25 protein-coding genes, 2 tRNA genes and 1 pseudogene are annotated in these 26,080 nt (G+C 70.6%); 15 read left to right on the forward strand and 13 right to left on the reverse strand.

The annotated features are described in order from the left end of the window. Positions 1–16 precede the first annotated feature (16 nt). From ACZ4MH_RS03645 to crcB (ACZ4MH_RS03660), 4 genes and pseudogenes are all read left to right on the forward strand, one after another. Positions 17–853 carry an undecaprenyl-diphosphate phosphatase gene (locus ACZ4MH_RS03645; protein ID WP_351600479.1) on the forward strand — a complete coding sequence of 279 codons (837 nt, stop codon included), beginning with the start codon at positions 17–19 and terminating at the stop codon, positions 851–853. A gap of 94 nt (positions 854–947) precedes the next feature. Next, positions 948–1,412 (forward strand): fluoride efflux transporter CrcB, encoded by a 465-nt coding sequence (crcB, locus tag ACZ4MH_RS03650; protein WP_467753976.1) that lies wholly within the window; start codon positions 948–950, stop codon positions 1,410–1,412. Continuing rightward, positions 1,409–1,768 carry a DUF190 domain-containing protein gene (locus ACZ4MH_RS03655; protein ID WP_351596992.1) on the forward strand — a complete coding sequence of 120 codons (360 nt, stop codon included), beginning with the start codon at positions 1,409–1,411 and terminating at the stop codon, positions 1,766–1,768. The genes crcB (ACZ4MH_RS03650) and ACZ4MH_RS03655 overlap by 4 nt, the downstream gene beginning before the upstream one ends. Beyond that, a pseudogene (crcB, locus tag ACZ4MH_RS03660) lies at positions 1,765–2,112 on the forward strand (fluoride efflux transporter CrcB); the annotation flags it as partial. The gene ACZ4MH_RS03655 and the pseudogene crcB (ACZ4MH_RS03660), both read left to right, overlap by 4 nt. A 243-nt stretch (positions 2,113–2,355) precedes the next feature. On the opposite strand, the gene ACZ4MH_RS03665 reads toward crcB (ACZ4MH_RS03660), so the two are convergent. Then, positions 2,356–2,439, reverse strand: a tRNA-Leu gene (locus tag ACZ4MH_RS03665). A 498-nt stretch (positions 2,440–2,937) separates the two neighbouring features. Here ACZ4MH_RS03665 and ACZ4MH_RS03670 point away from each other — a divergent pair. The 6 genes from ACZ4MH_RS03670 to pknB all read left to right on the forward strand — a co-directional run bounded on the left by ACZ4MH_RS03670 (position 2,938) and on the right by pknB (position 10,971). Further along, positions 2,938–3,750: a DUF3662 and FHA domain-containing protein gene (locus ACZ4MH_RS03670; protein WP_351586818.1), complete on the forward strand. Its 813-nt coding sequence runs from the start codon at positions 2,938–2,940 to the stop codon at positions 3,748–3,750. Between the two features lie 10 nt (positions 3,751–3,760). Continuing rightward, entirely contained in the window at positions 3,761–4,297 is a 537-nt protein-coding gene (locus ACZ4MH_RS03675; protein ID WP_351586820.1) for an FHA domain-containing protein FhaB/FipA, read from the forward strand. Positions 4,298–4,426: 129 nt separating this feature from the next. Beyond that, positions 4,427–5,959, forward strand: coding sequence for a PP2C family protein-serine/threonine phosphatase (locus ACZ4MH_RS03680; RefSeq protein WP_351586822.1), 1,533 nt, complete (start codon positions 4,427–4,429; stop codon positions 5,957–5,959). 23 nt (positions 5,960–5,982) lie between these two features. Then, on the forward strand, positions 5,983–7,380 hold the full coding sequence (locus tag ACZ4MH_RS03685; protein ID WP_351586824.1) for an FtsW/RodA/SpoVE family cell cycle protein: 1,398 nt from the start codon (positions 5,983–5,985) through the stop codon (positions 7,378–7,380). Then, positions 7,377–8,843: a peptidoglycan D,D-transpeptidase FtsI family protein gene (locus ACZ4MH_RS03690; RefSeq protein WP_351586826.1), complete on the forward strand. Its 1,467-nt coding sequence runs from the start codon at positions 7,377–7,379 to the stop codon at positions 8,841–8,843. Before ACZ4MH_RS03685 ends, ACZ4MH_RS03690 begins: the two co-directional genes overlap by 4 nt. A 145-nt stretch (positions 8,844–8,988) precedes the next feature. Further along, on the forward strand, positions 8,989–10,971 hold the full coding sequence (gene pknB / locus ACZ4MH_RS03695) for a Stk1 family PASTA domain-containing Ser/Thr kinase (protein WP_351586828.1): 1,983 nt from the start codon (positions 8,989–8,991) through the stop codon (positions 10,969–10,971). Between the two features lie 71 nt (positions 10,972–11,042). Here pknB and ACZ4MH_RS03700 read toward each other — a convergent pair whose 3' ends face one another. The 6 genes from ACZ4MH_RS03700 to ACZ4MH_RS03725 form a co-directional block, all read right to left on the reverse strand. Then, positions 11,043–11,816, reverse strand: a complete 774-nt coding sequence (locus ACZ4MH_RS03700) for a class E sortase (RefSeq protein WP_467753981.1) — start codon at positions 11,814–11,816, stop codon at positions 11,043–11,045. Between the two features lie 23 nt (positions 11,817–11,839). Next, positions 11,840–13,135: a class E sortase gene (locus tag ACZ4MH_RS03705; protein ID WP_351586830.1), complete on the reverse strand. Its 1,296-nt coding sequence runs from the start codon at positions 13,133–13,135 to the stop codon at positions 11,840–11,842. Next, positions 13,132–13,770 carry an aminodeoxychorismate/anthranilate synthase component II gene (locus ACZ4MH_RS03710; protein WP_351586832.1) on the reverse strand — a complete coding sequence of 213 codons (639 nt, stop codon included), beginning with the start codon at positions 13,768–13,770 and terminating at the stop codon, positions 13,132–13,134. Before ACZ4MH_RS03710 ends, ACZ4MH_RS03705 begins: the two co-directional genes overlap by 4 nt. Next, a complete protein-coding gene (locus tag ACZ4MH_RS03715) occupies positions 13,767–13,943 on the reverse strand; it encodes a hypothetical protein (protein ID WP_351586834.1) in 177 nt (58 codons plus the stop codon). The genes ACZ4MH_RS03710 and ACZ4MH_RS03715 overlap by 4 nt, the downstream gene beginning before the upstream one ends. Positions 13,944–14,014: 71 nt before the next feature. After that, positions 14,015–14,725 (reverse strand): class E sortase, encoded by a 711-nt coding sequence (locus tag ACZ4MH_RS03720; RefSeq protein ID WP_351586836.1) that lies wholly within the window; start codon positions 14,723–14,725, stop codon positions 14,015–14,017. A 33-nt stretch (positions 14,726–14,758) separates the two neighbouring features. Beyond that, entirely contained in the window at positions 14,759–15,529 is a 771-nt protein-coding gene (locus ACZ4MH_RS03725; protein WP_351586838.1) for a DUF881 domain-containing protein, read from the reverse strand. A 141-nt stretch (positions 15,530–15,670) separates the two neighbouring features. Between ACZ4MH_RS03725 and crgA the strand changes: the two genes are divergently transcribed. Continuing rightward, a complete protein-coding gene (gene crgA, locus ACZ4MH_RS03730; RefSeq protein WP_351586840.1) occupies positions 15,671–15,931 on the forward strand; it encodes a cell division protein CrgA in 261 nt (86 codons plus the stop codon). 400 nt (positions 15,932–16,331) lie between these two features. On the opposite strand, the gene ACZ4MH_RS03735 is transcribed toward crgA, so the two are convergent. Beyond that, the gene (locus tag ACZ4MH_RS03735; protein ID WP_351586842.1) at positions 16,332–17,261 is read right to left on the reverse strand and encodes a rhomboid family intramembrane serine protease; all 930 of its coding nucleotides are present in this window, start codon (positions 17,259–17,261) and stop codon (positions 16,332–16,334) included. A gap of 168 nt (positions 17,262–17,429) precedes the next feature. Then, a complete protein-coding gene (locus ACZ4MH_RS03740) occupies positions 17,430–17,957 on the reverse strand; it encodes a peptidylprolyl isomerase (RefSeq protein ID WP_351586844.1) in 528 nt (175 codons plus the stop codon). Positions 17,958–18,424: 467 nt separating this feature from the next. Between ACZ4MH_RS03740 and ACZ4MH_RS03745 the strand changes: the two genes are divergently transcribed. Next, positions 18,425–19,135, forward strand: a complete 711-nt coding sequence (locus ACZ4MH_RS03745; RefSeq protein WP_351586846.1) for a DUF5324 family protein — start codon at positions 18,425–18,427, stop codon at positions 19,133–19,135. Positions 19,136–19,396: 261 nt separating this feature from the next. After that, positions 19,397–21,637, forward strand: coding sequence for an MMPL family transporter (locus ACZ4MH_RS03750; RefSeq protein ID WP_351586848.1), 2,241 nt, complete (start codon positions 19,397–19,399; stop codon positions 21,635–21,637). Positions 21,638–21,707: 70 nt separating this feature from the next. Here ACZ4MH_RS03750 and ACZ4MH_RS03755 read toward each other — a convergent pair whose 3' ends face one another. The 3 genes from ACZ4MH_RS03755 to ACZ4MH_RS03765 form a co-directional block, all read right to left on the reverse strand. Beyond that, positions 21,708–21,941, reverse strand: coding sequence for a hypothetical protein (locus ACZ4MH_RS03755; RefSeq protein WP_351586850.1), 234 nt, complete (start codon positions 21,939–21,941; stop codon positions 21,708–21,710). A 24-nt stretch (positions 21,942–21,965) separates the two neighbouring features. Further along, positions 21,966–22,301 (reverse strand): ArsR/SmtB family transcription factor, encoded by a 336-nt coding sequence (locus ACZ4MH_RS03760; RefSeq protein WP_351586852.1) that lies wholly within the window; start codon positions 22,299–22,301, stop codon positions 21,966–21,968. 187 nt (positions 22,302–22,488) lie between these two features. Next, positions 22,489–22,561: transfer RNA gene (locus tag ACZ4MH_RS03765), tRNA-Ala, on the reverse strand. 117 nt (positions 22,562–22,678) lie between these two features. Here ACZ4MH_RS03765 and ACZ4MH_RS03770 point away from each other — a divergent pair. Together ACZ4MH_RS03770 and ACZ4MH_RS03775 are read left to right on the forward strand one after the other, a co-directional pair. After that, a complete protein-coding gene (locus ACZ4MH_RS03770) occupies positions 22,679–23,224 on the forward strand; it encodes a helix-turn-helix domain-containing protein (protein ID WP_351586854.1) in 546 nt (181 codons plus the stop codon). Between the two features lie 38 nt (positions 23,225–23,262). Beyond that, a complete protein-coding gene (locus ACZ4MH_RS03775) occupies positions 23,263–24,618 on the forward strand; it encodes a serine/threonine-protein kinase (RefSeq protein WP_351586856.1) in 1,356 nt (451 codons plus the stop codon). A gap of 31 nt (positions 24,619–24,649) precedes the next feature. On the opposite strand, the gene ACZ4MH_RS03780 is transcribed toward ACZ4MH_RS03775, so the two are convergent. Beyond that, positions 24,650–26,077 (reverse strand): hypothetical protein, encoded by a 1,428-nt coding sequence (locus tag ACZ4MH_RS03780; protein WP_351586858.1) that lies wholly within the window; start codon positions 26,075–26,077, stop codon positions 24,650–24,652. Between the last annotated feature and the right edge of the window lie 3 nt (positions 26,078–26,080).

Raw genomic sequence — 26,080 nt, forward strand, 5'->3', positions numbered from 1 at the left:
CCCGCAAGGACGGAACTTGAGCGCCATCACCATCGGACAGGCCGTCGTTCTCGGCATCGTGGAGGGGGTGACCGAATTCCTGCCCGTCTCCTCCACCGGGCATCTGAAGATCACCGAAGGGCTGATGGACATCCCGGTGGGCGACAAGGCCGTCGTCGCCTTCACCGCCGTGATCCAGGTCGGCGCGATCGCCGCGGTCTTCGTGTACTTCTTCCGCGACATCGTGCGGTTCCTCACCGCGTGGGGCCGCGGCCTCGCCCACCGCGACCAGCGGGACAACCACGACTACAAGTTCACCTGGTGGGTGATCTGGGCGACGATCCCGATCGTGATCGTCGGGCTGGCCGCGAAGCCGCTCATCGAAGGGCCGCTCGCCTCGCTGTGGGTCGTCGCGGGGTCGCTGATCGTCGGCAGCGGTGTGATGTGGGCGGCGGACCAGATGGGCCGGCACAAGCGCGGCGAGGAGGACACCACCTTCAAGGACGCCATGCTCGTCGGCTGCTCGCAGATCCTCGCGCTGCTCTTCCCCGGCTTCTCGCGCTCCGGCGCCACGATGTCCACCGGGCTGATCCTGGACCTGGACCGGGTCGCCGCCACCCGGCTGTCGTTCTTCCTCGGCCTGCCCTCGCTGACCGGCGCCGGCATCTACGAGCTGAAGGACGCGGTCGGCGGCGGGGTGAGCGTGCTGCCGCTCGCGGTGGGCACGGTCGTCTCCTTCGTCGTCGCGTACGCCTCGATCGCGTGGCTGCTGAAGTTCGTCGCCAAGCACTCCTTCAACGCCTTCGTCGTCTACCGGCTGATCATCGGCGTGCTGCTGTTCGGCCTGCTCGGGGCGGGTGTGCTGAACGCCTGACGGTGGCAGCGGCTAGGCTGGGAAGAGCGGTGATCATGTGCACATGCCAGAGGCCCGCCTCTCCACGCCCCAGCCCTCCACGTCTCCTCCCTCCATGCTGAACGAACCGGTCGACTCCGACGTCGATCTCCACGCCCCGCCGCGCCGCGCCCCACGGCGGCCGCGGCAGGGGCCCGTCGTGGCCGCCGTCGCGCTCGGCGGCGGCGTCGGAGCGGCGGCGCGCTACGGCGCCGCGCTCCTGTGGCCCACCCCCGCCGGCGCCTTCCCGTGGACGACGCTGGCCGTCAACGTGCTCGGCTGCGCGGTCATCGGCGTCTTCATGGTCGTGATCAGCGAGGCCCGGTCCGCGCACCGCCTGCTCCGCCCCTTCTTCGGTACCGGCGTGCTCGGCGGCTTCACGACCTTCTCCACGTACGCCGTGGACATCCAGCGCCTGGTCGCGCACGGGGCGGCCGCCACCGGCCTGGCGTATCTGGCACTGACCCTGCTCGCGGCCCTGGTGGCGGTGTCGACCGCCGCCGCAGGCACCCGCCGTGTCATCTCCTGGAGGCAGCAGTGAGGCTCACCGGCTCCGTCCTGCGCGTCACCGTCCTCGTCGGCGAGAACGACACCTGGCACCACCGGCCGGTGTACTCCGAGATCGTGCACCGGGCCCACCGTGCGGGCCTCGCGGGGGCCTCCGTCTTCCGCGGCATCGAGGGGTTCGGCGCCTCCTCGGTGATCCACACGAGCCGGCTGCTGTCCCTGAGCGAGGACCTGCCGGTGGCCGTCGTGATCGTCGATGCCGAGGACCGGGTACGGGACTTCCTGCCGCAGCTGGACGAGGTGGTCGGCGAGGGGCTGGTCGTCGTCGACGCGTGCGAGGTCGTCCGGTACACCGGCCGCGACCGCGGTGAAGGGGGCCGTGCGCGGTGAACTGGCTGCTCGTGATCGTCGGGGCCATGGCCGGGGCCCCGCTGCGCTACCTCACCGACCGGGCCGTCCAGTCCCGCCACGACACGGTGTTCCCCTGGGGCACCTTCACCGTCAACGTCGTCGGCTGCCTGGTACTGGGGCTGGTGACCGGCGCGGTGACCGCCGGCGGGGCGTCCTCCCAGGTACAGCTGCTGCTCGGCACCGGCCTGTGCGGCGCGTTGACCACGTACTCGACGTTCTCCTACGAGACGCTGCGGCTGGCCGAGGGCGGCGCGCGCTTCTTCGCCGTGGCCAACGCGGCGGGGAGCGTGGTGGCCGGCCTCGGCTCCGCCTTCGTGGGCGCGGGGGGGGGGGGGGGGGGGGGGGGGGGGGGGGGGGGGGGGGGGGGAGGGGGGGGGGGGGGGGGGGGGGGGGGGGGGGGGGGGGGGGGGGGGGGGGGGGGGGGGGGGGGGGGGGGGGGGGGGGGGGGGGGGGGGGGGGGGGGGGGGGGGGGGGGGGTTGTCCCCCCCCCCCCCCCCCCCCCCCGCCGCGGTTTCGGACAACGAAAAACCCCCGGTCCGGATCTCTCCGGGACCGGGGGTCCTCTGTGCGCGAGGGGGGAGTTGAACCCCCACGCCCTTTCGGGCACTGGAACCTGAATCCAGCGCGTCTGCCTATTCCGCCACCCGCGCATGGGTGTTGTCGTTCGATTCTCTCACCGGGGATCCGGGCCCTTCGGTCCGGGTCTTCGGCGGGAGCGCCTTTCGACATGGAAAACATTAGCACGCTGCGAGGGGTGCCTTCACACCCGTTCTCCGCAGGCCACCGCCCCGGCAGGTCATGGACCCGTCAGCCGTGCCGCCCTCCGGGCCGTCACCCGCCCGGCCCCGCCGCGGACATCCAATCCTCCCCGTCGCGTCAGTACGGCGCCCGCCGCAAAGGTCCATCCGTGCACCGCGTGCCCCCTCAACGGCCCCGCCCGCCCGAGGAGGTCGGCAGTTGCGGGACACTGTCGTGCGGCCGCATCTACGATCGCAGTCAGCATCGGACGGCGAGCGTGGGCAACCTTGTGAGAGGCGACACTCGTCCTCTGGGCGGGAAAGGGGAACCAGCTGTTTTCCCGACGCGTGGATACGATCAGTAAGCAGTACAGGGACGACCCTGAAGAAGACTGAGGAAGGAGGTGCCCCGTGGGAGTACTTAAACGCTTCGAGCAGCGTCTCGAGGGCCTCGTCAACGGCACCTTCGCCAAGGTGTTCAAGTCCGAGGTGCAGCCCGTGGAGATCGCGGGCGCGCTCCAGCGTGAGTGCGACAACAACGCCACGATCTGGAACCGCGACCGGACCGTCGTCCCGAACGACTTCATCGTGGAACTGAGCGCTCCGGACTACGAGCGCCTCAGCCCCTACAGCGGGCAGCTCGGCGACGAGCTGTCCAGCATGGTGCGGGACTACGCCAAGCAGCAGCGCTACACGTTCATGGGTGCCATCAAGGTCCACCTGGAGAAGGCCGAGGACCTGGACACCGGCCTGTACCGCGTGCGCAGTCGTACCCTCGCCGCCAGCACGTCCCAGCAGGGAGGCGCCGCACCCCAGGGTGCAGGCGCGGCCCGGGCCGGCCGGCCCGGCGGCGGACACGTGGGCCCGCCCCCCATGCCCTCGTCCCCGCCGCCCGGTGCTCCGCCGGCCGCGCGCCCCACAGCGGGCCCGCAGCCGCAGGCCCAGACCCGGCGCTGGATCGAGATCAACGGCACCCGCCATCAGATCTCGCGTCCGACGCTGGTTCTCGGCCGCAGCACCGACGCCGATGTGCGCATCGACGATCCGGGGGTCTCGCGGCGGCACTGCGAGATCCGGGCCGGATCGCCTTCCTCGATCCAGGATCTCGGGTCGACGAACGGCATCGTGGTGGACGGGCAGCACACCACCCGCGCTACGCTCCGCGACGGCTCGCGGATCGTCGTGGGCAGCACCACCATCGTTTACCGGCAAGCCGAAGGGTGAAGCGGGGGCAATGTCAGAGCTGACCCTCACGGTCATGCGGTTGGGTTTCCTCGCCGTACTGTGGCTGTTCGTCATCGTGGCCGTACAGGTCATCCGCAGCGATCTGTTCGGCACGCGCGTCACGCAGCGCGGCGCCGCCCGTCGCGGGGGCCAGGAGCAGCAGCGAGGCGCACAGCGGCAGACGGCGGCACCGCCGCAGGCGCAGCGTCGCCAGGAGAGCGGACGCGGCGGCAACAACCGCCAGCGCCGCGGCGCTCCCACCAAACTGGTGGTCTCCGAAGGGACCCTGACGGGCACGACGGTCGCCCTGCAGGGCCAGACCATCAGTCTCGGCCGGGCACACGACTCCACGATCGTGCTGGACGACGATTACGCCTCCAGCCGGCATGCCAGGATCTACCCGGACCGTGACGGCCAGTGGATCGTCGAGGACCTCGGGTCCACGAACGGCACCTACCTCGAGCGGACCCGGCTGACGACTCCGACGCCGATCCCGCTGGGAGCCCCGATCCGCATCGGCAAGACCGTCATCGAGCTGCGGAAGTAGTACGACAATGAGCGAGCGGAGCGAGCGAGCCGCGGCGGTCCTCTCGGCCGGCCCGTGCGCGCTCCCGACCGGAGGGTGGGCAGTGTGGCGCGAGACCGGCTGTACCCCGAGCCGACGGGCGAGGTGCGCATGAGTCTGTCACTGCGTTTCGCCGCGGGATCCCACAAGGGCATGATCCGGGAAGGCAACGAGGACTCCGGATACGCCGGCCCCCGCCTGCTCGCCATCGCCGACGGCATGGGCGGCCAGGCCGCCGGCGAGGTCGCCTCCTCCGAGGTCATCTCCACACTCGTCCAGCTCGACGACGACGTGCCCGGCTCGGACATCCTCACCTCGCTCGGCACGGCCGTGCAGCGCGCCAACGACCAGCTGCGCGTCATGGTCGAGGAGGACCCGCAGCTGGAGGGCATGGGCACGACCCTGACCGCCCTGCTGTGGACCGGGCAGCGGCTCGGCCTCGTGCACGTCGGCGACTCGCGCGCCTACCTGCTGCGCGACGGCGTGCTGACGCAGATCACGCAGGACCACACCTGGGTGCAGCGGCTGGTCGACGAGGGCCGCATCACCGAGGAAGAGGCCACCACGCACCCGCAGCGGTCGCTGCTGATGCGCGCGCTGGGCAGCGGTGACCACGTCGAGCCCGACCTCTCCATCAGAGAAGTGCGAGCCGGGGACCGGTACCTCATCTGCTCGGACGGGCTGTCGGGGGTGGTGAGCCACCAGACGATGGAGGACACCCTCGCCAGTTACCAGGGCCCGCACGAGACCGTGCAGGAGCTGATCCAGCTCGCGCTGCGCGGCGGCGGCCCGGACAACATCACCTGCATCGTGGCCGACGTACTGAACGTCGACGACACCGACACCCTCGCCGGGCAGCTCAACGACACCCCGGTGATCGTCGGCGCGGTCGCGGAGAACCAGCACCAGTACGACGACGGCGCCATGCAGACCCCGGCGGGCCGCGCGGCCGAGCTGGGCCGCGGCGGGCGCGGCGACGTGCCCCCGCAGCCGGCCGGCGGCTTCGGCCCGCCCGGGAGCGGCGGCGCGGAGACGGTGCCGCCGCAGGGCGCGTACGGCGCGTTCGTCGACGAGGACTACGCGCAGCCGCGGCGCCGCGGCCGGTGGCTCAAGCCGACGCTGATCGTCGCGCTGTGCCTGGCCGTGGTCGGCGGCGGACTGTACGCGGGGTACCGCTGGACGCAGTCCCAGTACTTCGTGGGTGCCAAGAGCGGGCATGTGGCCCTGTACCAGGGCATCAGCCAGGACCTGGCGTGGTTCTCCATGAACAAGATCGACCAGGACCACCCCGAGATCGAACTCAAGTACCTGCCCGCCTACCAGCGCAAGCAGGTCGAGGAGACGATCGCGGTCGACAGCCGGAACCAGGCTCTGGCCAAGGTCGGCGAGCTCGGCCAGCAGGCCGGCGCGTGCAAGTCCCTGCAGCAGCGGGAGGCCGCGGAGCGCGAGGCGGCCCGCAAGAAGAGCGAACGCCAGGCCGGCGGCACCGCCGGTACGAAGCCGGGCGCGACCGCCACGCCGAGCTCCACGGCCGGACCGGGCAGCGCGACGAGCAGCGCGAGCCCCACTCCCACGCCGTCCACCAGCAACTCCCCCTCAGCGGAGCAGCAGCGGCTGGAAAAGAATTGCAGCACCCAGCAGTGAGGGCGTAGGGGGCCGTTGATCTCATGAGCAGTACCAGTAACACCACCACCATCGGGACGATCGGAGCCCCGAGCCGCCGGAACACTGAACTGGCGCTGCTCGTCTTCGCCGTGATCATCCCGGTGTTCGCCTACATCAACGTCGGGCTCGCCAAGGAGGACACGGTTCCCGCCGGCGTGCTCGGCTACGCCCTGGGCCTCGGCCTGCTGGCAGGCGTCGCGCACCTGGTCGTGCGGAAGTGGGCCCCGTACGCGGACCCGCTGATGCTGCCGATCTCCACGCTGCTGAACGGGCTGGGCCTGGTGTTCATCTGGCGCCTGGACCAGGAGCCGCAGATCACCACGCCGCAGCTGGGCGGGGCGATGGCGCCGGGACAGCTGATGTGGTCCACGCTCGGCGTGGCGCTGTTCCTGGGCGTACTGATCTTCCTCAAGGACCACCGCGTCCTGCAGCGCTACACCTACATCTCGATGGTGGCGGCGCTGGTCCTGCTGATCCTGCCGGTGTTCTTCCCGGCCCGCTTCGGTGCCCGCATCTGGATCACCATCCCGGGCGTGGGCTCGCTGCAGCCGGGCGAGTTCGCGAAGATCATCATCGCGATCTTCTTCGCCGGGTACCTGATGGTGAAGCGGGACGCGCTGGCGCTGGCCAGCCGCCGCTTCATGGGCCTGTACCTGCCGCGCGGCCGTGACCTCGGCCCGATCCTGGTCATCTGGGCGCTGAGCCTGATGATCCTGGTCTTCGAGACCGACCTCGGTACGTCGCTGCTGTTCTTCGGCCTCTTCGTGATCATGCTGTACGTCGCGACGGAGCGGACCAGCTGGATCGTCTTCGGCCTGCTGCTCAGCGGCGCCGGCGCGGTCGCGGTGGCCACCTTCGAGCACCACGTGCAGACCCGTGTGCACAACTGGCTCAACCCCCTGGAACTGCTGAACGGCGGCGTCACCGAGACCGCGCAGGCGATGTACTCCTTCGGCTCCGGCGGCATCCTCGGGTCGGGCCTCGGGCAGGGTTACTCGCGCCTCATCGGCGGTATCGCGCCGAAGAGCGACTACATCCTCGCCACTGTCGGCGAGGAGCTGGGCCTGGCCGGTCTGATGGCGATCATGCTGCTGTACGGCCTGCTGATCGAGCGCGGCATCCGTACGGCGCTGGCCGCCCGCGACCCGTTCGGCAAGCTGCTGGCCGTCGGCCTGTCCGGCGCCTTCGCGCTGCAGGTCTTCGTCGTCGCCGGCGGTGTGACCGGGCTGATCCCGCTGACCGGTATGACGATGCCGTTCCTGGCACAGGGCGGTTCCTCCGTCATCGCCAACTGGGCGCTGGTCGCCATCCTGCTCCGGATCAGCGACACCGCGCGCCGCCCGGCCCCGGCCCCCGCTCCCTCCACCGACGCCGAGATGACCCAGGTGGTCCGACCGTGAACAAGCCCCTGCGCCGGGTCGCGATCTTCTGCGGCCTGCTCGTCCTCGCCCTGCTCGTCCGCGTCAACTGGGTGCAGTTCGTCCAGGCCGACGAACTCAAGAACGATTCCCACAACCGCCGGGTGGCCATCGAGCGGTACAGCATCCCGCGCGGCAACATCATCGTCGGCGACAAGCCGGTGACGGGCTCGACCACCACGGACAGCGGCGACTTCAAGTACAAGCGGACCTACAAGGACGGCCCCATGTGGGCGCCGGTCACCGGGTACGCCTCGCAGGCGTTCGACGCGAACCAGCTGGAGAAGCTGTACGACCCGATCCTCACGGGCACCGACGACAAGCTCTTCTTCAGCCGCACGGTGGACATGTTCACCGGCGAGAAGCAGCAGGGCGGTGACGTCGTCACGACCCTGGACGCCAAGGCCCAGAAGGCCGCCTTCGACGGGCTCGGCAAGCAGAAGGGCGCGGTCGCGGCCGTCAACCCGGAGACCGGCGCGATCCTGGCGCTGGCCTCCACCCCGTCCTACGACCCGTCCAGCTTCTCCGGGATGAGCGACAAGGACGCCAAGTCGTACAACGGGCTGCTGAAGGCGAACAACCCCGACGACCCGATGCTGAACCGTGCGCTGCGCCAGACCTACCCGCCCGGCTCCACCTTCAAGGTGGTCACCGCGGCCGCGGCGCTGGAGAACGGCCTCTACACGGACATCGACGCGAAGACGGACTCGCCGCTGCCCTATTACCTGCCGGACACCGCGCACCAGCCGCTGAACAACGAAGGCAACATCCCCTGCAAGGACGCCAGCCTCCGTGAGGCGCTGCGCGTGTCCTGCAACAGCGTCTTCGGCAAGATCAGCGCCGACCTCGGCAACAAGAAGATGATCGAGGAAGCCGACAAGTTCGGCTTCAACAAGGAACACTTCACGCCGGTCCGCGCGGACGCCAGCATCTACCCCAAGGACAACCGGCCGCAGAACGCCATGGCCGGCATCGGCCAGGCGTCCAACCGCGCCACGCCGCTGCAGATGGCCATGGTCGCCTCGGCCGTCGCCAACGGCGGCACGCTGATGAAGCCGTACATGGTCGACAAGCTGGTCGCGCCGAACCTCAACGTCATCCAGCAGCAGCAGCCGGAGAAGCTCAGCGAGCCCCTGAAGCCGGAGAACGCGCAGAAGCTGCAGGAGATGATGGAGACGGTCGTGAAGACCGGTACCGGCACCACGGCGCAGATCCCGGGCGTCACGGTCGGCGGCAAGACCGGCACGGCCCAGCACGGCGAGAACAACAAGGACAACCCGTACGCCTGGTTCATCTCCTACGCCAAGACCGACAAGGGCACCCCGGTGGCCGTCGCCGTGGTCATCGAGGGCGGCGACACGCTGCGCGGCGACATCGCCGGCGGCAAGCTGGCCGCTCCCATCGCCAAGCGGGTCATGGAGGCGGTACTCGACGGCAACAAGTGACTGCGGTCACGCCCATACCGGTCGCATATCAGGTGGCGGCCGCGGCCGGGCCGCGTCAGGCGTGCCGGGTACGGTATGCCCGAACAGCACACCGCCGGACCACACACAGGTGCGGTCGGGATCGACGGAGAGGGCTGGAGTAGCTATGGAAGAGCCGCGTCGCCTCGGCGGCCGGTACGAGCTGGGCTCGGTGCTCGGCCGCGGCGGCATGGCCGAGGTCTACCTCGCCCATGACACCCGTCTGGGGCGCACCGTCGCTGTGAAGACGCTGCGCGTGGACCTCGCCCGCGATCCGTCGTTCCAGGCCCGGTTCCGCCGGGAGGCCCAGTCGGCCGCCTCGCTGAACCATCCGTCCATCGTCGCGGTCTACGACACCGGCGAGGACTACGTCGATGGCGTCTCGATCCCGTACATCGTGATGGAGTACGTCGACGGCTCCACGCTGCGTGAGCTGCTGCACTCCGGTCGCAAGCTGCTGCCCGAGCGGTCCCTGGAGATGACCATCGGCGTGCTCCAGGCGCTGGAGTACTCGCACCGGGCCGGCATCGTCCACCGCGACATCAAGCCCGCGAACGTCATGCTGACCCGCAACGGCCAGGTCAAGGTCATGGACTTCGGCATCGCCCGCGCGATGGGTGACGCCGGGATGACCATGACGCAGACCGCCGCGGTGATCGGTACCGCGCAGTACCTCTCCCCGGAGCAGGCCAAGGGCGAGACCGTCGACGCCCGCTCCGACCTGTACTCCACCGGCTGCCTGCTGTACGAGCTGCTGACCGTGCGGCCGCCGTTCATCGGTGACTCACCGGTCGCGGTCGCCTACCAGCACGTACGGGAGGAGCCGCAGAAGCCCAGCAACTTCGATGCCGAGATCACGCCCGAGATGGACGCGATCGTGCTGAAGGCGCTGGTCAAGGACCCGGACTACCGCTATCAGTCGGCGGACGAGATGCGCGCCGACATCGAGGCGGCGCTGGACGGGCAGCCGGTCGCGGCCACCGCGGGGCTCGGCGCCGTCGGCTACGACCAGGACCAGCCCACGGCGATGCTGCGGCCGCAGGACCCGGCGGGCGCCACGTCCATGCTGCCGCCGGTCAACCCGGATGACGGCGCTTACGGCTACGACGAGCGCCCGGACCGGCGCCGCGGCCAGAAGAAGAACCGCACCTCCACGATCCTGCTGATCCTGGCGGCGGTCCTGGTACTGATCGGCGCGATCTTCATCGGCAAGGCGATGTTCAGCGGCAACAAGACCAATGGGGACTTCGATGTGCCCAGCCTGGTCGGCAAGACCCTCTCGGAGGCGAAGGAAGCGGGCCGCAACGGCGACTTCGAGGTCGTCAGGGGCGGCAGCAAGACCTGCGACAACGCCAAGAAGGGGCAGGTCACCAAGCAGAACCCGAAGCCCCCGGCGACCATCGGGAAGGGCGACACGGTCACGGTCACGATGTGCACCGGGCCGGCCAAGGTCACCGTGCCGGACGTGCTCGGTTACACCTTCGACAAGGCCAAGTCGATCCTGGAGAACAAGGGCTTCACGGACATCCAGCAGACGACGGAGGAGTCCGACCAGACCCCCGGTCACGTCATCAAGCAGGACCCGGCGGGGCAGGGCGAGGCCGCCAAGGACTCGACGATCACCCTGACCGTCGCGGCCGCGAAGCCGAAGACCTCGGTGCCCGACGTCACCAACAAGCCCTTCGACCAGGCGCAGAAGCAGCTCACCGACCTGGGCTTCAAGGTGACCCGCACCGACCAGGAGTCGGACCAGCCGGCCGACACCGTGCTGTCGCAGGACCCGGCCGGCGGCAGCCAGGCCGAGAACGGCGCCACGATCACCCTGACCGTCGCCAAGGCGGCCGAGAAGGTCCAGGTCCCCGACCTGGCCAACCAGAAGCTCAAGGACGCCAAGAAGTCCCTGACCGACCTGGGCCTCGCGGTCGGCAACATCACCGGGCCGCAGGACGACGACGCGACCGTCGTGGTCTCCGACCCGGTGGCCGGCACGGAGGTCGCCAAGAACACGCCCGTCAACCTCACGACGATGCCCGGCAACAACGGGAACAGCGGCGGGGACGACGGCGGCTTCTTCGGCGGCGTCGGCGGCTGGGGCCGCAACAAGCACTGATCCAGCGGCAGCCGGCACACGAAGAGGGCCCGGGGCACAATGCCCCGGGCCCTCTCGCGTACGCCTGCGGACTAGCGCAGTTCCTTCGGCGGGGTGCGGTCGGCGTCCACCTTCTCGGTGCGGACCAGCTCGCCCCACACGATGTAGCGGTAGCTGGAGGTGTAGACCGGCGTGCAGGTCGTGAGGGTGATGTAGCGGCCCGGCTTGCTCTTGCCGGACTCCTTGGGGGTCTTCTCCAGCACGCCGACGTCGTACTTGGAGGTCTCCGGCAGCGTCGCGAAGACCTTGTAGACGTACCAGGTGTGCTGCGACTCGTAGACGACCGCGTCGCCCTTCTTCAGCTTGTCGATGTTGTGGAACTTGGCGCCGTGCCCGTCGCGGTGCGCGGCGAGCGTGAAGTTCCCCTTCTTGTCCTGCGGCAGCGCGGACTTCACGGGGTCGGTGTAGTAGCCGGCCACCCCGTCGTTGAGCACCTTGCTGCTGGTGCCCTTCTTGACCAGCACCTCGCCGTTCTTCATCGCGGGGACATGCAGGAAGCCGATGCCGTCCTTGGTGTCCAGCTCCTTGCGCTCCGGGCCCTTGGACTCGGACCAGTGCTGCCGCACCCGGTCACCCTGGTGGTGCGCCGCACGGTCGGCGAGGACGTTGGTCCACCACAGCGAGTAGGCGACGAAGAGGCCCATGACCACGCCGGCCGTGATCAGCAGCTCGCCGATGACGCTGACGACCGCGGCGATCCGGCGCCGCGCCCTCCGCGGCGGGGCCGAAGGCGGCGTGCTGGACGTCACGGACGCCTCGGTGTCCTCGACGCCGCGAGCGTCCGCGTCCTGTCCGGTGGCAGTCACCGCGTGATACCCCCTGATGATGCTCAGCTGACGAGCGCATCCGGCTTGCCCTTGCTCCGCGGCCGCTCCTCGACCATCTTGCCCCACACGATCATCCGGTAGGTACTGGTGAACTCGGGGGTGCACGTGGTCAGCGTGATGTACCGGCCGGGACCTGTGAAGCCGGAGCCGGGCGGCACCGGGCCGATCACCCCGGTATTGGAGGGCGAGGTCTGCGGGAGGATGCTCTCCATCTCGTACGTGTAGAAGCGGCTGCGCGTCTCCACGACGATCTTGTCGCCCTTCACCAGCCGGTTGATGTACCGGAACGGCTCGCCGTGGGTGTTGCGGTGGCCCGCGACCGCGAAGTTCCCCGTCTTGTCCCAGGGCATCGCCGTCTTCAGCTTGCCCTCGCCGTAGTGGCCGACCATGCCGTGGTCCAGGACGTCGGGCTTGCTGATGCCCTCGGCGATGGGAACCTTCACGTCGAGCTTCGGGATGTACATGATCGCGAAGCCCTGGCCGGGCGAGAACGCGCCCGCCGCGCGCTTGTCGTCCTCGCTGCCGTCCTTGTCCCACTGCTGCTGGAGGTTGCTGGCCGCGCCGCCCGCCTGGTTGTGCGCCAGGATGTTGGTCCACCACAGCTGGTAGGCGACGAACAGCAGCATCAGCACGCCGAGCGTGATGAACGCCTCGCCGGTCACCCGGCTGACGACGACGCCGACGCTCTCCTTGCGGGCGCGTGCGGCCCGCCGTGCGGCGACCCGCGAGGTCGGCACGGGCTCGGGGGCGGCCTCCGCGGCCGGAGCGGGCCGGCGGGCGCGCTTGCCGCCCCGTTTGGCGGCCGCCTGTGCCGCTCTGCGCCGCGCGGCGCGTCCGCCGGGGGCCGGAGGCGCTGTTTCACGTGAAACAGCGCTCTCGGGCCGTTTCACGGCCTTCGCGTCCGCCTGCCGCAGCGCCATCGTCTCGTCGTCGGCGGGCAGGGACGGCACGGCCGGGGCGATGAGTGTCTCGGCCGCCGCGAGCGCCGCCTCGCTGTACGCACCCGGGTCCTCCTGGGAGTACGCGTACGTCCCGGCCTGTTCATAGGCCGAGAACTGCGGATAGACCGCGGTCGGTTCGTACCCGGCGGCCGGATCCTCGTACCGCGGCTGATCGTAGTACCGCTGGTGCGCTTGGCCGCTGTACTGCTGGTGCGCCTGCTCGTTCCGGCCGGGCAGGGGGTCCGTCAGGGGGTCGCCGAGCTGCCCGACGGCCGCCTCGAACGCGTCGGAGTCGTCGTACGGATCATGAGGTCCGTACGACGACGTGCCTTCGCGCTCGGGGCGGAGTGCGGTCACGCGCCGGCCTTGCCGACCACGGGGGCAAGCCCCGTCGAACGCTCCACCGCTCCCTCGTCACCGCACTCGACCAGCCAGTTGGCGAGCATTCCGTGGCCCCACTCCGTCAGCACCGACTCCGGGTGGAACTGCACGCCCTCCACCCGCAGTTCGCGGTGGCGCACGCCCATCACCAGGCCGGTCTCCGTCCAGGCGGTGACCTCCAGCTCGTCCGGCAGGGTGTCCCGCTCGACCGACAGGGAGTGGTACCGGGTGGCCGTGAACGGCGTGGGCAGCCCCTGGAAGACGCCCTTGTGCTCGTGCGTGACCAGCGACGTCTTGCCGTGCAGCAGCTCGGGGGCGCGGCCCACGACACCGCCGTACGCCACCGCCATCGACTGCATGCCCAGGCACACGCCGAAGACCGGCACGTCGGTGTCCGCGCAGTGCCGCACCATGTCGATGCAGACACCGGCCTGCTCGGGCGCGCCCGGCCCCGGCGAGAGCAGGACGCCGTCGAAGCCGTCCTGTGCGTGCCCCGGCTCCACCTCGTCGTTCCGCCGCACCTCGCACTCGGCACCGAGCTGGTAGAGGTACTGGACGAGGTTGAAGACGAAGCTGTCGTAGTTGTCGACGACGAGGATCTTCGCGCTCATCGGACGGCCTCCATTCCCTGATCCACCGTGACGTCGTTGAAGGGGAGCAGCGGCTCCGCCCACGGAAAGACGTACTGGAAGAGCAGGAAGACGATCGCCAGCGCGAGCACGAGCGAGATGAGTGCCTTCACCCACACGTTGCCCGGCAGATGCCGCCAGATCCAGCCGTACATGCTGTCCCTACTTGCCGATGCCATTGGTCATTTGCCCCACCAGAGTACGGGGCGAGTCCTTGCCGTGTGGCTCAGCTGGGCAATGCCGGCGGCCGTCCCGCGGCCACGGGCGAGGTGGCGTCCAGGTGCGCCCAGGCGATCAGCCGGTGGCTGTGTCCCCACTCCGGCTCGCAGGTCGTCAGGGTGAGGTAACGGCCGGGGCCGTCGTAGCCGGATGTGCGCGGTACGGGGTCGAGGACCCCGATGTCGCTCGGGAGGGTCCGGTAGGGGCGCTTGTCGATGCGGTACGTGAACCACGTCGTGCCGTCGCTGATCACGACCGCGTCGCCGGGCCGCAGCCGCGGGAAGTCCTTGAAGGGGTCGCCGTAGGTGCGGCGGTGGCCCGCGACGGCGAAATTGCCGGTCGCGCCGAGGCGTGCGGTACGGGCGTAGTGGCCGAGGCCCTTCTGCAGGGTGCCGGTGGCGGTGCCCTCCAGGACGGGCTTGGCCCAGTCGCGGCCGAAGCGCGGGATGTACATGACGGCGAAGGACTGGCCGTCCCGGTACGCGGGCTGCGGGGGCGGCGCTTCCGGCGCCTGCTCGCCGCCTCCGGACGCAGGCGGCGCGGGCGCGGCGGCGGGCCCGGCGGACCAGCTCTCCTGGAGCTTGCCCAGCTCCCCGTCCATGGCGCTGTCGGCCCGTACGCCGGTCCAGTACAGGACGTAGACGACGAAGAGCACGATCAGCGTGCCGACGGTGACGCAGAGCTCGCTGAACGTCCTGACGATCAGCCGCACCGTCATCTCCGGGCCCGCCCTCCTGCGCGCCCCCGCGCGCTACGGCTTCACAGGCTGTGCGTAGTGGAGATCCACTGTGCCGGAGTAGCCGGGCAGAGTCATCGTCCCGTGCGGCTCGACTTTCCAGCCGAGGCCGTAGGCGTCGACGTACTGGAGGTAGTTCTGGATGGCGGGCGAGGCGTTCAGGGAGTCGGTCAGCGCCTGGCGGTCGCCCACGGCGGTGACGGTGTAGGGCGGGGAGTAGACCCGGCCCTGGAGGATCAGGGTGTTACCGACGCAGCGGACCGCGCTGGTGGAGATCAGCCGCTGGTCCATGACCTTGATGCCCTTGGCGCCGCCCTGCCACAGCGCGTTGACCACGGCCTGCAGGTCCTGCTGGTGGATGACCAGGTCGTTGGGCTGCGGCTCGGGCACGCCGGGGATCTGGGCGGTGGCGTTGGGCGGGGCGTCGGTGAGGGTGACGGCCAGGCCCTGGCCCGTCACCTTCTTCGTGCCGGCGTTCTTCTCCAGCGCCTGCACCCTGGCCTTGTCGGCGTCGGTGCTGCCGCTGTCCTTGCCGGCGAGGCGGTCGACGTCCGAGCGCAGCGAGGCGTTCCGCTCGTCCCGGACCTTGTTCTTCTGGCTGTGATCCTGGATGAGGTCCGACAGCCGCAGCATGGAGTCGTCCGAGCGCAGGTTCGTGCCGCGCGCGGTGTCGAAGCTGATCCAGAAGAGCAGGCCGGCCAGCGCGAAGACGGCGAGCGTCAACAGGCGTACGGGGCGCAGCCGCAAACGAGAGCGGCGGCCGGGGGAGTCAGCGGAATTGCTCAACGTACCCTTACTCCTTACGACGCCGCGGAAGCACTACGCTAACGGACGCCCCGGGGGGAGCACCCGATCCCCGACCCTCCCGCCGGTGCCGGCCTTTGTACATCCGCGCGGTTACGCAGCGCATCGACAGGAGAGTTCCTCGTGCCGAAGTCACGGATCCGCAAGAAGGACGACTTCACGCCGCCGCCGTCGGCGAAGCAGACCAGTTCGATCAAACTGAACTCAGGGCGGGGCTGGGTCGCGCCGCTGATGCTGGCGATGTTCCTGATCGGGCTGGCGTGGATCGTGTGCTTCTACGTGACCGAGGGTGACCTGCCCGTCAAGGCGATGGGAAACTGGAACATCGTGGCCGGCTTCGGCTTCATCGCGGTGGGCTTCGGCGTCTCCACGCAGTGGAAGTAGCGCCCCCAGCGCAGTCCTGAGCGGGCCCTGAGCGCAGCCCCGAGCGCAAGCTGTACCCAAGACCATCCACACGGTTATCCACAGCCGGGGAAAACTTCAGAAGATCTGTGGATAACCCCTGTGGGGTTGACGCCGGTCACACCGGCGGCGGATGCCGCCGGTGGCCCGCACCACCGCGTTGTACTGGGGAAACGTCCCTGCAGCGGCCCCCCTTGCCGGGATTCTGCACGGTGCGCACAGGGGCCGACACGAGCTGTGGACAAGTGAACGGCCGATCACTCCGGACGGGTGTCCGGGTGGGTCGGCCGGGAGTCCTGTGGCTCCTGTGGGTGATGAGTGGGCTCCACGGCCGGGAGACCCCGAGGGCTCGGCCGCACGAGGCCCACCGGTACGGCGGCCGTCAGCCGGTGAGCTGGAGGGTGCGGACCCCTACCACCGCGACGATCACCAGGAGTGCCAGTACGCAGGCCGCGGCCTGTACGGCGGTCCGGCGGCCGCGTGGCGCGTGCACCATGGCGTACGTCACCGCGGCGCCCACGACCAGGCCGCCCACGTGTGCCTGCCAGGCGATGTTCGGCCACAGGAACGTGAAGGCGAGGTTCAGGCCGAGCAGGATCAGTACCGGCTTCATGTCGTAGTTCAGCCGGCGCAGCAGCACCGCCGTGGCGCCCAGCAGCCCGAAGACCGCGCCGGACGCGCCCAGCGACGGCTGGTTCTGCGCGGCGAGCAGGTACGACAGGGCGCTGCCGCCGAGCCCGGCGAGGAAGTACAGCGCGAGGAACCTGACCCGGCCGAGCGCCGCCTCCAGCGGCGGCCCCAGCCACCACAGCGAGAGCATGTTGAACGCGATGTGCATGGGCTGCTGGTGCAGGAACATCGCGGTGATCAGGCGGTACCACTCGCCGTGCGCGACGCCGACCACGTGCAGCGCGCCGGGGTCGAAGGCCGATCCGACCAGGTCCAGCGCGTTGACGAACGGGTCACCGAAGCGCAGCACCGCGAGGAAGATCGCGACGTTGACACCGATGAGGATCTTGGTGAGCAGCCGCGGGTCGGCGGTGAGCGCACCGCCGGCGACCGTACGCGGGCGGCTCGCGCCCGGCGCGTGGCCGGTCCCGCTGCCGCCGCGTACGCACTCCGGGCAGTGGAAGCCGACCGAGGCGCTGACCATGCACTCCGGACAGATGGGCCGCTCACAACGGGCGCAGCTGATGCCGGTGGCCCGGTCGGGATGGCGGTAGCAGCCCGGCGAACCGTTTCCGCCCGCCGCCGGATCGTTTCCGCCGTGGGCGTCCTGCGGTCCCTGCGGATTGCCTGGCGCCTGCTCCATCGCTTCCCCTCGTCCTCAATGGCGCACGGCCCTGACACGCTGCGCGCCCCGCCTGGTCTACGACCGGGCGGGGCGTCATGGTTCCACGCCGCCCGCGACCGGTCGCGGGCAGGGGTGACCGGACGGGGCCGGCGCACCCGTACGGAGAAGCCTTCCGTACGGCGGGACTCAGCGGGTCTCGATGACGACCTGCTCGATGACCACGTCGTTCACCGGACGGTCGGTGCGCGGGTTGGTCTGGGTGGCCGCGATGGCGTCCACGACCTTCTTGCTCGCGTCGTTGGTGACCTCACCGAAGATGGTGTGCTTGCCGGTCAGCCACGCGGTCGGGGCCACGGTGATGAAGAACTGCGAGCCGTTGGTGCCCGGGCCGGCGTTGGCCATGGCCAGCAGGTACGGCCGGTCGAAGGCGAGGTCCGGGTGGAACTCGTCGGCGAACTCGTAGCCCGGACCACCGGTGCCGTTGCCCAGCGGGTCGCCGCCCTGGAGCATGAAGCCGCTGATCACCCGGTGGAAGACGGTGCCGTCGTACAGCTTGTCCGTGGACTTCTGTCCGGTCGCCGGGTTGATCCACTCCCGCTCGCCCTTGGCGAGTTCGACGAAGTTCTTGACCGTCTTCGGGGCATGGTTCGGCAGGAGCCGAAGTTCGATGTCGCCCTGGTTGGTCTTCAGGGTGGCGTAGAGCTGCTCAGCCACGATCTACCTTCCATAAGTCTTCACTGACGGTTCCCGATCCTCGCACGAACGGGCGCGCCCGTCCCCCGCCGACCACCTCATGCCCGGCGTTCGCACTGATTTCCCACCTCTGGGGGGTTTTCGCCGCCGGTCAGCGGGGACCCGTACATTCCGGTCCGGCCGGCAGCCGTGCGTCCGTGCCGGCCGGACCGACGACAACCGCAGACCGGACCGACGGCGAGCGCAGACAGGGGGCGAGAAACCGCCGAATCCCGATACCGCGGCCGGAAGCCGCCGAAGCGGCGCGCGCCGCGCCGAACCGTGGCATTGTCATCACAAGGCGCCCGAAGTCCGCATTGACCCGGATGCCCGCCAGCACATGCCTTACGTCCGCCGCGCAGGCATGATCTGCAAGCGGGCGGAGAGGCGTATTGCAGACGTGGGCAAGCGCCCCCGAGCCCGGACACGCCACCGATGAGGAGGATCCCGTGACCCGCAAGGACAGCGTGCGCGCCGCGACGGCCAAGGACAGCGTGCGGCACGCCGCGGAGGTGGTGGCTCCGTATGCCGGCACGGCCAAGGACACCGCCGTGCACTTCACGCACGAGGCGCGCACCAAACTGGCCCCCAAGGTGACCGAGGCCGCCCATCAGGCCCGTCAGCAGTACGATGCCCGGCTGCAGCCACGCCTGGAGCACGCCCGCGGCGCCCTGCCCCCGAAGGTGGACGCCGCCGCGACCAAGGCCGCCGCCCGTACGCGTAAGGCCGCCCGGCAGGCCACCGACTACACCGCGCCGCGTGTGGAGAAGGCCGTACGCAGCGCCCGTGCCGCCGCCGAGCCCGCCCGCGAGGAAGCGATGCTGCGCGGGGCCGCGGCCGTGGCGGCGCTGCGCGGCCAGGTCACCGCCGCCGAGATCGACAAGCTCGCCAGGAAGCACCGCCGCCGGGCCCGGACCGGCAAGGCCCTCAAGCGCGTCACGTTGCTCGGCATCCTCGCCGGCGGCGCCTTCGCCGCATGGAAGTGGTGGGACAAGCAGGCCAACCCCGACTGGCTGGTCGAGCCGCCCGCCGCCACCGAGGTCGGCGAGCGCACCCCGCTCAGCGCCGTGGACGGCAGCCCCGGCGCGGTCCTGGACCCCGAGGTACAGGCCAAGCAGGCGGAGTCCGAGGCGGACGAACGCGACGGCGGCCGCGCGTAGGAGCCACCGCACCACGGAACAGTCGCACCGCCGCGGCACGACCGCATCGCCGTAGAACAACCGCACAGCAGAACGCCCCCCGAGCGCTTTCCGCAGCTCGGGGGGCTTTTGCGTGCGCCCGTGGGCGAGCGCGGTGCACGGCCAACTCCCCTGAGCGGCACCGGCTTTCGTCACCGCGACCGATTGACGCCTCGGCATTCACCTGTAATGTTCCGCTGACATGTAAAAGAGTGGTGCTACGCGAGTAAGGGGCTGCAGTCGGTGAAGAAGAGACAGTCGGTCACGGTCACCGTCAAAGTGGCGAGCTGGAGCGCGGCCCACCCCTGGCGGGCCATCGTGGGGTGGTTACTTTTCGTCGTGATCTGCCTCGGCGCGTCCGCCGTCGTCGGCACCCACAGCGCCACGACCGAGGACTACCGGGTCGGCAAGGCCGGCCGGGCGGAGGCGATGGCCACCGAGGGCGGCCTGCAGCGCCGGCCGGTCGAGCAGATCGTCATCGACTCCCCGGCCGGCTCACTGGACCGCGCGGCGGCCCGCGCGGCGGCCGACGACGCCGCCGCGCGGATGCGGAAGCTGCCGCAGGTCGACCGGGTCGAGCATCCGGTCGTCGCCGAGAACGGCGAGGTCCTCATGGTCCAGGTGGTCATGAAGGGCGAGGAGCTCGCCGCGCGCAAGCACGTCGACCCGCTGATCGCGCAGACCGCGGCCGTGCAGCAGAGCCACTCCGGCGTACGGGTCCGGGAGACCGGCGGCCCCTCCATGAGCAAGGGGCTCGACCAGCAGCGCGCCGACGACCTCGCGTTCTCCGAGCTGCTCACCCTGCCGGTCACGGTCATCACCCTGTTGATCGCCTTCGGCTCGGTGATCGCGGCCGGCGTGCCCGTCCTGCTCGCGCTCTCCTCGATCGCCGCCGCGATGGGCCTCTCCGCGCTGGCGTCGCACGTGCTCCCGGACGCCGGCGTCGGCAACAACATCATCCTGCTGATCGGCATGGCCGTCGGCGTGGACTACTCGCTCTTCTACCTCAAGCGGGACCGCGAGGAGCGGGCCCGCGCGGGCGGCGCACTCGGCTCGCAGGCCGTCGTCGAGCTCGCCGCCGCGACCGCCGGCCGGGCCATCGTGGTGTCCGGCCTCGCGGTCATCGTCTCGACCGCGACCCTCTACCTCGCCACCGACGTCATCTTCTCCTCGCTGGCCACCGGCACCGTCATCGTCGTGCTCGTCGCCATGGCCAGTTCGCTGACCGTACTGCCCGCCCTGCTGGCCAAGCTCGGCGCCCGCACGGAACGCCGTACGGCCCGCCGCTCGGCGCAGGGCAGGCGGACCCGGGAGCGCGGCGGCACCGGCAGGGTGTGGCACACCCTGCTGCGGCCGGCCACCCGGCGCCCCGCGCTCACCCTGGTCGTGTCGGTGCTCCTCATGCTGGGCCTGGCGGCGCCCGCGCTCGGCCTGAAGCTGAGCGTGCTGGGCAAGGACACCTTCTCCCGCGACATCCCCGCGGTGCGGACCTATGACCGGCTGACCGCCGCCTTCCCGGAGCTGCTGGTCCGGCACCAGATCGTGGTGCGTGCCGACGCCGGCCGCTCGGCGCAGGTGACACGGGCGCTGGCGGACCTCCGGCGGCGCGCGCAGGCCGATCCGTTGTTCGCCGCGGACGCCGGATCCGGTCCGGTCACCTCCGGCGACCACCGGATCAGCAGCCTGACGCTATCCGTACCGTTCAGGCCCAGCTCCTCACAGGCGCTCGACTCGCTCGACCACATCCGTGCGGACTACCTGCCCGGGACCGTCGGCCGGGTGCCCGGCGCCGAGGCGTACGTCACCGGCGACGTCGCCCGCGACGCCGACTATCTCGACCACCAGAACTCCAAGCTGCCGCTCGTCGTGGGCTTCCTGCTGCTGGTGACGTTCGCGGTGACGGTCATGGCGTTCCGCTCGGTGGTGATCGGCCTGATCGGCATCGCGCTCAACCTGCTCTCCGCTGCCGCCGCCTTCGGCCTGCTGGTCGTGGTATTCCAGGGCGACTGGGCGCAGCACCTCCTGGACTTCCACGCGGCCGGTGCGATCGGGTCCCGGGTGCCGCTGTTCCTGTTCGTCATCCTCTTCGGGCTGTCGATGGACTACCAGGTCTTCGTCGTCAGCCGGATCCGGGAGACGGCGCTGCGCGGAGTGGACACCCGTAAGGCCGTACTGGACGGGATCGGCAGCTCCGCAGGCGTCGTGACCAGCGCCGCGATCGTCATGGTCACCGTCTTCGCCGGCTTCGTCTTCCTCAACCTGGTCGAGATGAAGCAGATGGGCTTCAGCCTCGCCGTCGCGGTCCTGCTGGACGCCTTCGTCGTCCGCATCATGATCCTGCCGTCGGTGCTGACCCTGCTCGGCGGGGCGAGCTGGTGGCCGTCCCGCACGATGCGCAGGGCGCAGGCACGCTCGACCGGAGCGGCTGGTTCCCCGGTACGTGGGGGCCCTCAGCCGGCCGCCTCGCCCGTGCCGCCGTTGTAGAGGTGGAGCGGGCCGGTACGGGCGGAGGGCCGCCTGCGCAACGGGCGCGGGCGGCCCGGCGGGCGCCTGGTCACTCGATTCTGCGCAGCATGTCGTCGATCGAGCCCACCCGGACCTTCAGCTCGGCCAGCTCGGCCCGCAGGGCCTCCTGCCGGGCCACGGCTTCTTCGGCGAGCTTGCGGTACGCGGCCATGGCCACGGCGTCGGCGCGGTGGCGCTGCAGCCTGAAGTGCGCCATCACCGCCGCCGTGATCCCCCCGACGACGATCAAGACGATAGCGATGGCGACGATGGCGCCGGTCATGTGCGAGTCCCCCTCATTGACGTCCTAGCCTTCCGTGTCGGCAGGCCCTTCCGCCTCGCGTGCCTGTTCCTCGTCCGCCTGCAGGGCGTCCAGGATGGTCTGCACATTGAGGCGCAGTTCGAACGGAGCCAGCTCGAAGTACTTCAACGCCTTGCCGTCGTCGGACAGTTCGAGCTGACCGACGACCAGGCCCGCCTTCTCCAGGCGTTCGAGATGCATGTAGAGCAGGGGGCGGGACATGCCCAGCTGCCGGGCCAGTTCACTCACGTACATCCGGCCGCCGGCGAGTCCCGCGATGGCCCGGAGCCGCTGTGCGTGGCCGACCGCGGCGAGGAAGGTCAGGAGTTCTTCGCTGTTCAAGGTCCACCCCCGAAGCTCCGACCGCTCTGCATGTAAGTGAAAGCTTTCACATGGCGGGAAAGGGTGTCAATCCATGGCGGACGCGGACGCGGAAGGTGCCGCGGGGCAGCGGCGAGCACTGGTCACCCCGGCAACGAAAAAAGGCCACCCGGCCAGCGTTTCCGCAGGTCGGATGACCTTTTGAGAGTGGAGCCTAGGGGAGTCGAACCCCTGACATCTGCCATGCAAAGACAGCGCTCTACCAACTGAGCTAAGGCCCCGTCGCGCACCAGAGTACCCGGTGCCCGCTCGCTTTCCCGACCGGGTATCGCTCCGGGCGGTCGCTCTCCGTAGGATGCTTCGCGAGATTCGCGGCAGCGAAGCGAAGGGGAGACGCCATGGATGCAGCACAGCAGGAAGCCACCGCGCGCGCTCGGGAGCTGCAGCGCAGCTGGTACGGAGAGCCGCTGGGGGCGCTCTTCCGTCGTCTCATCGACGATCTCGGGCTCAATCAGGCCCGCCTCGCCGCTGTGCTCGGCCTTTCGGCGCCCATGCTGTCGCAGCTGATGAGCGGCCAGCGCGCCAAGATCGGCAACCCGGCCGTGGTCCAGCGCGTACAGGCCCTCCAGGAGCTGTCGAGCCAGGTCGCCGACGGCAGCGTGTCGGCGGCCGAGGCCACCGACCGGATGGACGAGATCAAGAAGACGGCGGGCGGTTCGGTGCTGAACAACACCACGCAGACGGCCACCACGGGCGCCACCACCGTGCGTCGCGTCGTGCGCGAGATCCAGTCGCTGCTGCGGTCGGTCGCGGCGGCCGGCGACATCATCGAGGCCGCGGACACCCTCTCCGCCACCCATCCCGAACTGGCAGAGTTCTTGCGGGTCTACGGTGCCGGCCGGACCGCCGACGCGGTGGCCCATTACGAAGCGCACCAGAACTAGATAGGCAGACAGCTTGTCGAGGGAGCGGACGCGGCGCCATGGGTGAGGTCTTCGCCGGCAGGTACGAGCTGATCGATCCGATCGGGCGGGGCGGGGTGGGCGCCGTGTGGCGCGCCTGGGACCAGCGGCGCAGGCGCTACGTCGCGGCGAAGGTGCTCCAGCAGAGCGACGCGCATACGTTGCTGCGCTTCGTACGGGAACAGGCGCTGCGCATCGATCACCCGCACGTGCTCGCGCCCGCCAGCTGGGCCGCCAACGACGACAAGGTCCTGTTCACCATGGACCTGGTCAACGGCGGTTCGCTGGCGCACCTGGTGGGCGACTACGGCCCGCTGCCGCCGCGCTATGTGTGCCTGCTGCTGGACCAGGTGCTCTCGGGGCTGGCCGCGGTGCACGCCGAGGGCGTGGTCCACCGGGACATCAAGCCCGCGAACATCCTGCTGGAGGCCACCGGCACCGGGCGGCCGCACGTGCGCGTCTCCGATTTCGGCATCTCGATGCGCAAAGGCGAGCCGCGGCTCACCGAGGCCGATTACGTGGTCGGGACGCCCGGTTACTTCGCGCCCGAGCAACTGCTGGGCGCCGAACCGGACTTCCCCGCCGACCTCTTCGCGGTCGGCCTGCTCGCCCTGTACCTGCTGACCGGCAACAAGCCGGACTCCCAGGCGCTGGTCGAACACTTCACGCAGCACGGTGTGCCCGGCGCGCCCGAGGGCGTCCCCGAGCCACTGTGGCAGGTACTGGCCGCTCTGCTGCAGCCCGATCCCGACGCCCGTTTCAAGACGGCGAACGGCGCCCGCAAGGCGGTCCTCTCGGCCGTCGAGCTGCTGCCCGAGGAGACGGTCGAGGACGAGATCGTCGAGGTCTTCGACCACATCGGGCCGCTGCCCTCCGGGTACGGGCCGGACGGGCCGGTCGGCGGCGCACAGGGCGGCGGACACGGCGACGGCGCGCTGGGCGGTGGTCCGGGCGGTGGTCCGGGCGGTGGTCCGGTGAGTGCCTCCCGGATGCCGGGTACCGGCAGCTTCCCTCCGGTGCCGCCCGTCCCGCAGGAGCCGCCCACCCCCACGCCGACGCCCCTCCCGGCGCCCGGTTCGCAGCCGTACGCGCCACCGGCGCAGCCGTACGGGCCGCAGGTACGGACGTACGAGCCGACCGCCGCGGCGCAGCAGGACCTGCCGCAGACCCGGCCGTACACCGTCGGGCAGCCACGCGTCCCCGGTCGGGCCCCGGCGCCCGCGGGGCCCGGTGCGCAGCTCCCGACGCCTGCCGCACCCCGTGCGCAGCACGCGAAGCCGGCCCGCCCCGGGCCGCCCCCCAAGGTCGCCGTGCCCGTCCTGATCGTCGCGCTGCTGTGCATCGCGGTGGGGATCTGGGCACTGAGCGCGAGCTGACGCGACGCCGCGAACACCCGTCGGAGGTCGCCTAGCCCTGTGGCGGTCGGCTTCCGAACCCCTGTCCGGCGTCCTGAGCGCCGTTCTGAGCGCCGTACGGCCGCTGTCCGGGGACCGGGGCACCCTGGCCCCCCGGCGCGCCCGCAGCGGGGCCCCTGGGCGCCATGGTGATCGCCGCCTTGCGCCGCGACCTCGCCGTCCACACCCCGAGTCCCGCCAGCAACGCCGCACCGGCGCCGATGCCCACGTACCCGACCGTCCGCAGATGGCCGCTGCGCTCCGCCTCGGACGCCGCCCGGCCCGTGCCCGCCATGTCGCGGTCCTCGGAGGTGACGGAGAAGTCGGCCGCCGGCTCCGCGTAATGGGGGCCGGGCTTCGCGGCCCCCTTGAGGCCCACCCGGAGCGTGAGGCCCGCGCCCTTCTTGAAGAACTGCGCGGCGTCCGGGTTGAGCGACACCTCCAGGTAGTACCAGCCCGCGAAGCGCATCGGGCTGACGGCGTCGTCGTCACTGAAGCGATTGCCGTAGTCCACCGGCGCGGTGAACAGCCGCACCGCCGTCTGCTTGCCCTCGTACGCCTTGAAGCTCTCGTCGCTGACCAGGCCGCGCGCCGGGTTGTACGCGGTCAGGCCGAGCGCCTCCGGGACGAACGAGGAGATCCCCGTGCCCGGCTTCCGCGCGGTGCTGGACAGTTCGGCGCTCACGTTCAGCTGCTGTCCCCAGTCCACCGGCACCCGGTAGAAGCGCGTCTCGCCCGGCCTGATGCGGTCCTGCCACTGCCCCACGCCCACCGATGCGGCGTCGTTGAAGCCGGTGCCGCCCGTGACGGACTTCCGCGCGCCCTCCGTGGGCGGCGCGGGCGTGGCACTGCTCCAACTGCCCTTACCGGGCTCGGCGGGCGGCGCACCCGTAAGGCCGGGCTCGGTCATGTAGTGCAGCTCGATCGGCCAGCTGTCGGGACCCGAGGACGCGTTCCCGGGGCGTTCGACCACCGCGTAGTACGGGCCGGGCTGCTGGCACTCCGACACGTCGCCGCCGATCCGGCGGGCGGCGTAATCGGCGATCGGGTAGGCCGTCTTGCCGCCGTGGAACCGCACGTCACCGTCCGGGCCGCAGGTCGTGCCGCTGCTGTCCTGCACGGAGACGGTCAGCCCGTCGGTATAGTCCTCCACCTTCGTGCCCGGCGCGGGCGCGGCCACCGCCGAGACGTAGGCGGTGGAACTGCCGTCCAGATCAAGGGCGTAGAGCTTCTTCTCGCCGCGCTTCAGGGAGTCGGTGTACGTACCGGGGACGATCTCCGGCGCGGCCCCGGTGCTCGCCTTTCCCTGCACGGGTTTGGCATCCGGCGCGGGCGCATACGTGGGCGGCGCGTCCGCCGTGGCCACCCCCGGCAGCACCGCCAGCACGCCGAGCGCCACCGGGCCGGCCAGTCCCCTCCTGATCGTGCGCCGCGTCACCACGTA

The organism is Streptomyces sp. NPDC026301, assembly GCF_055567935.1.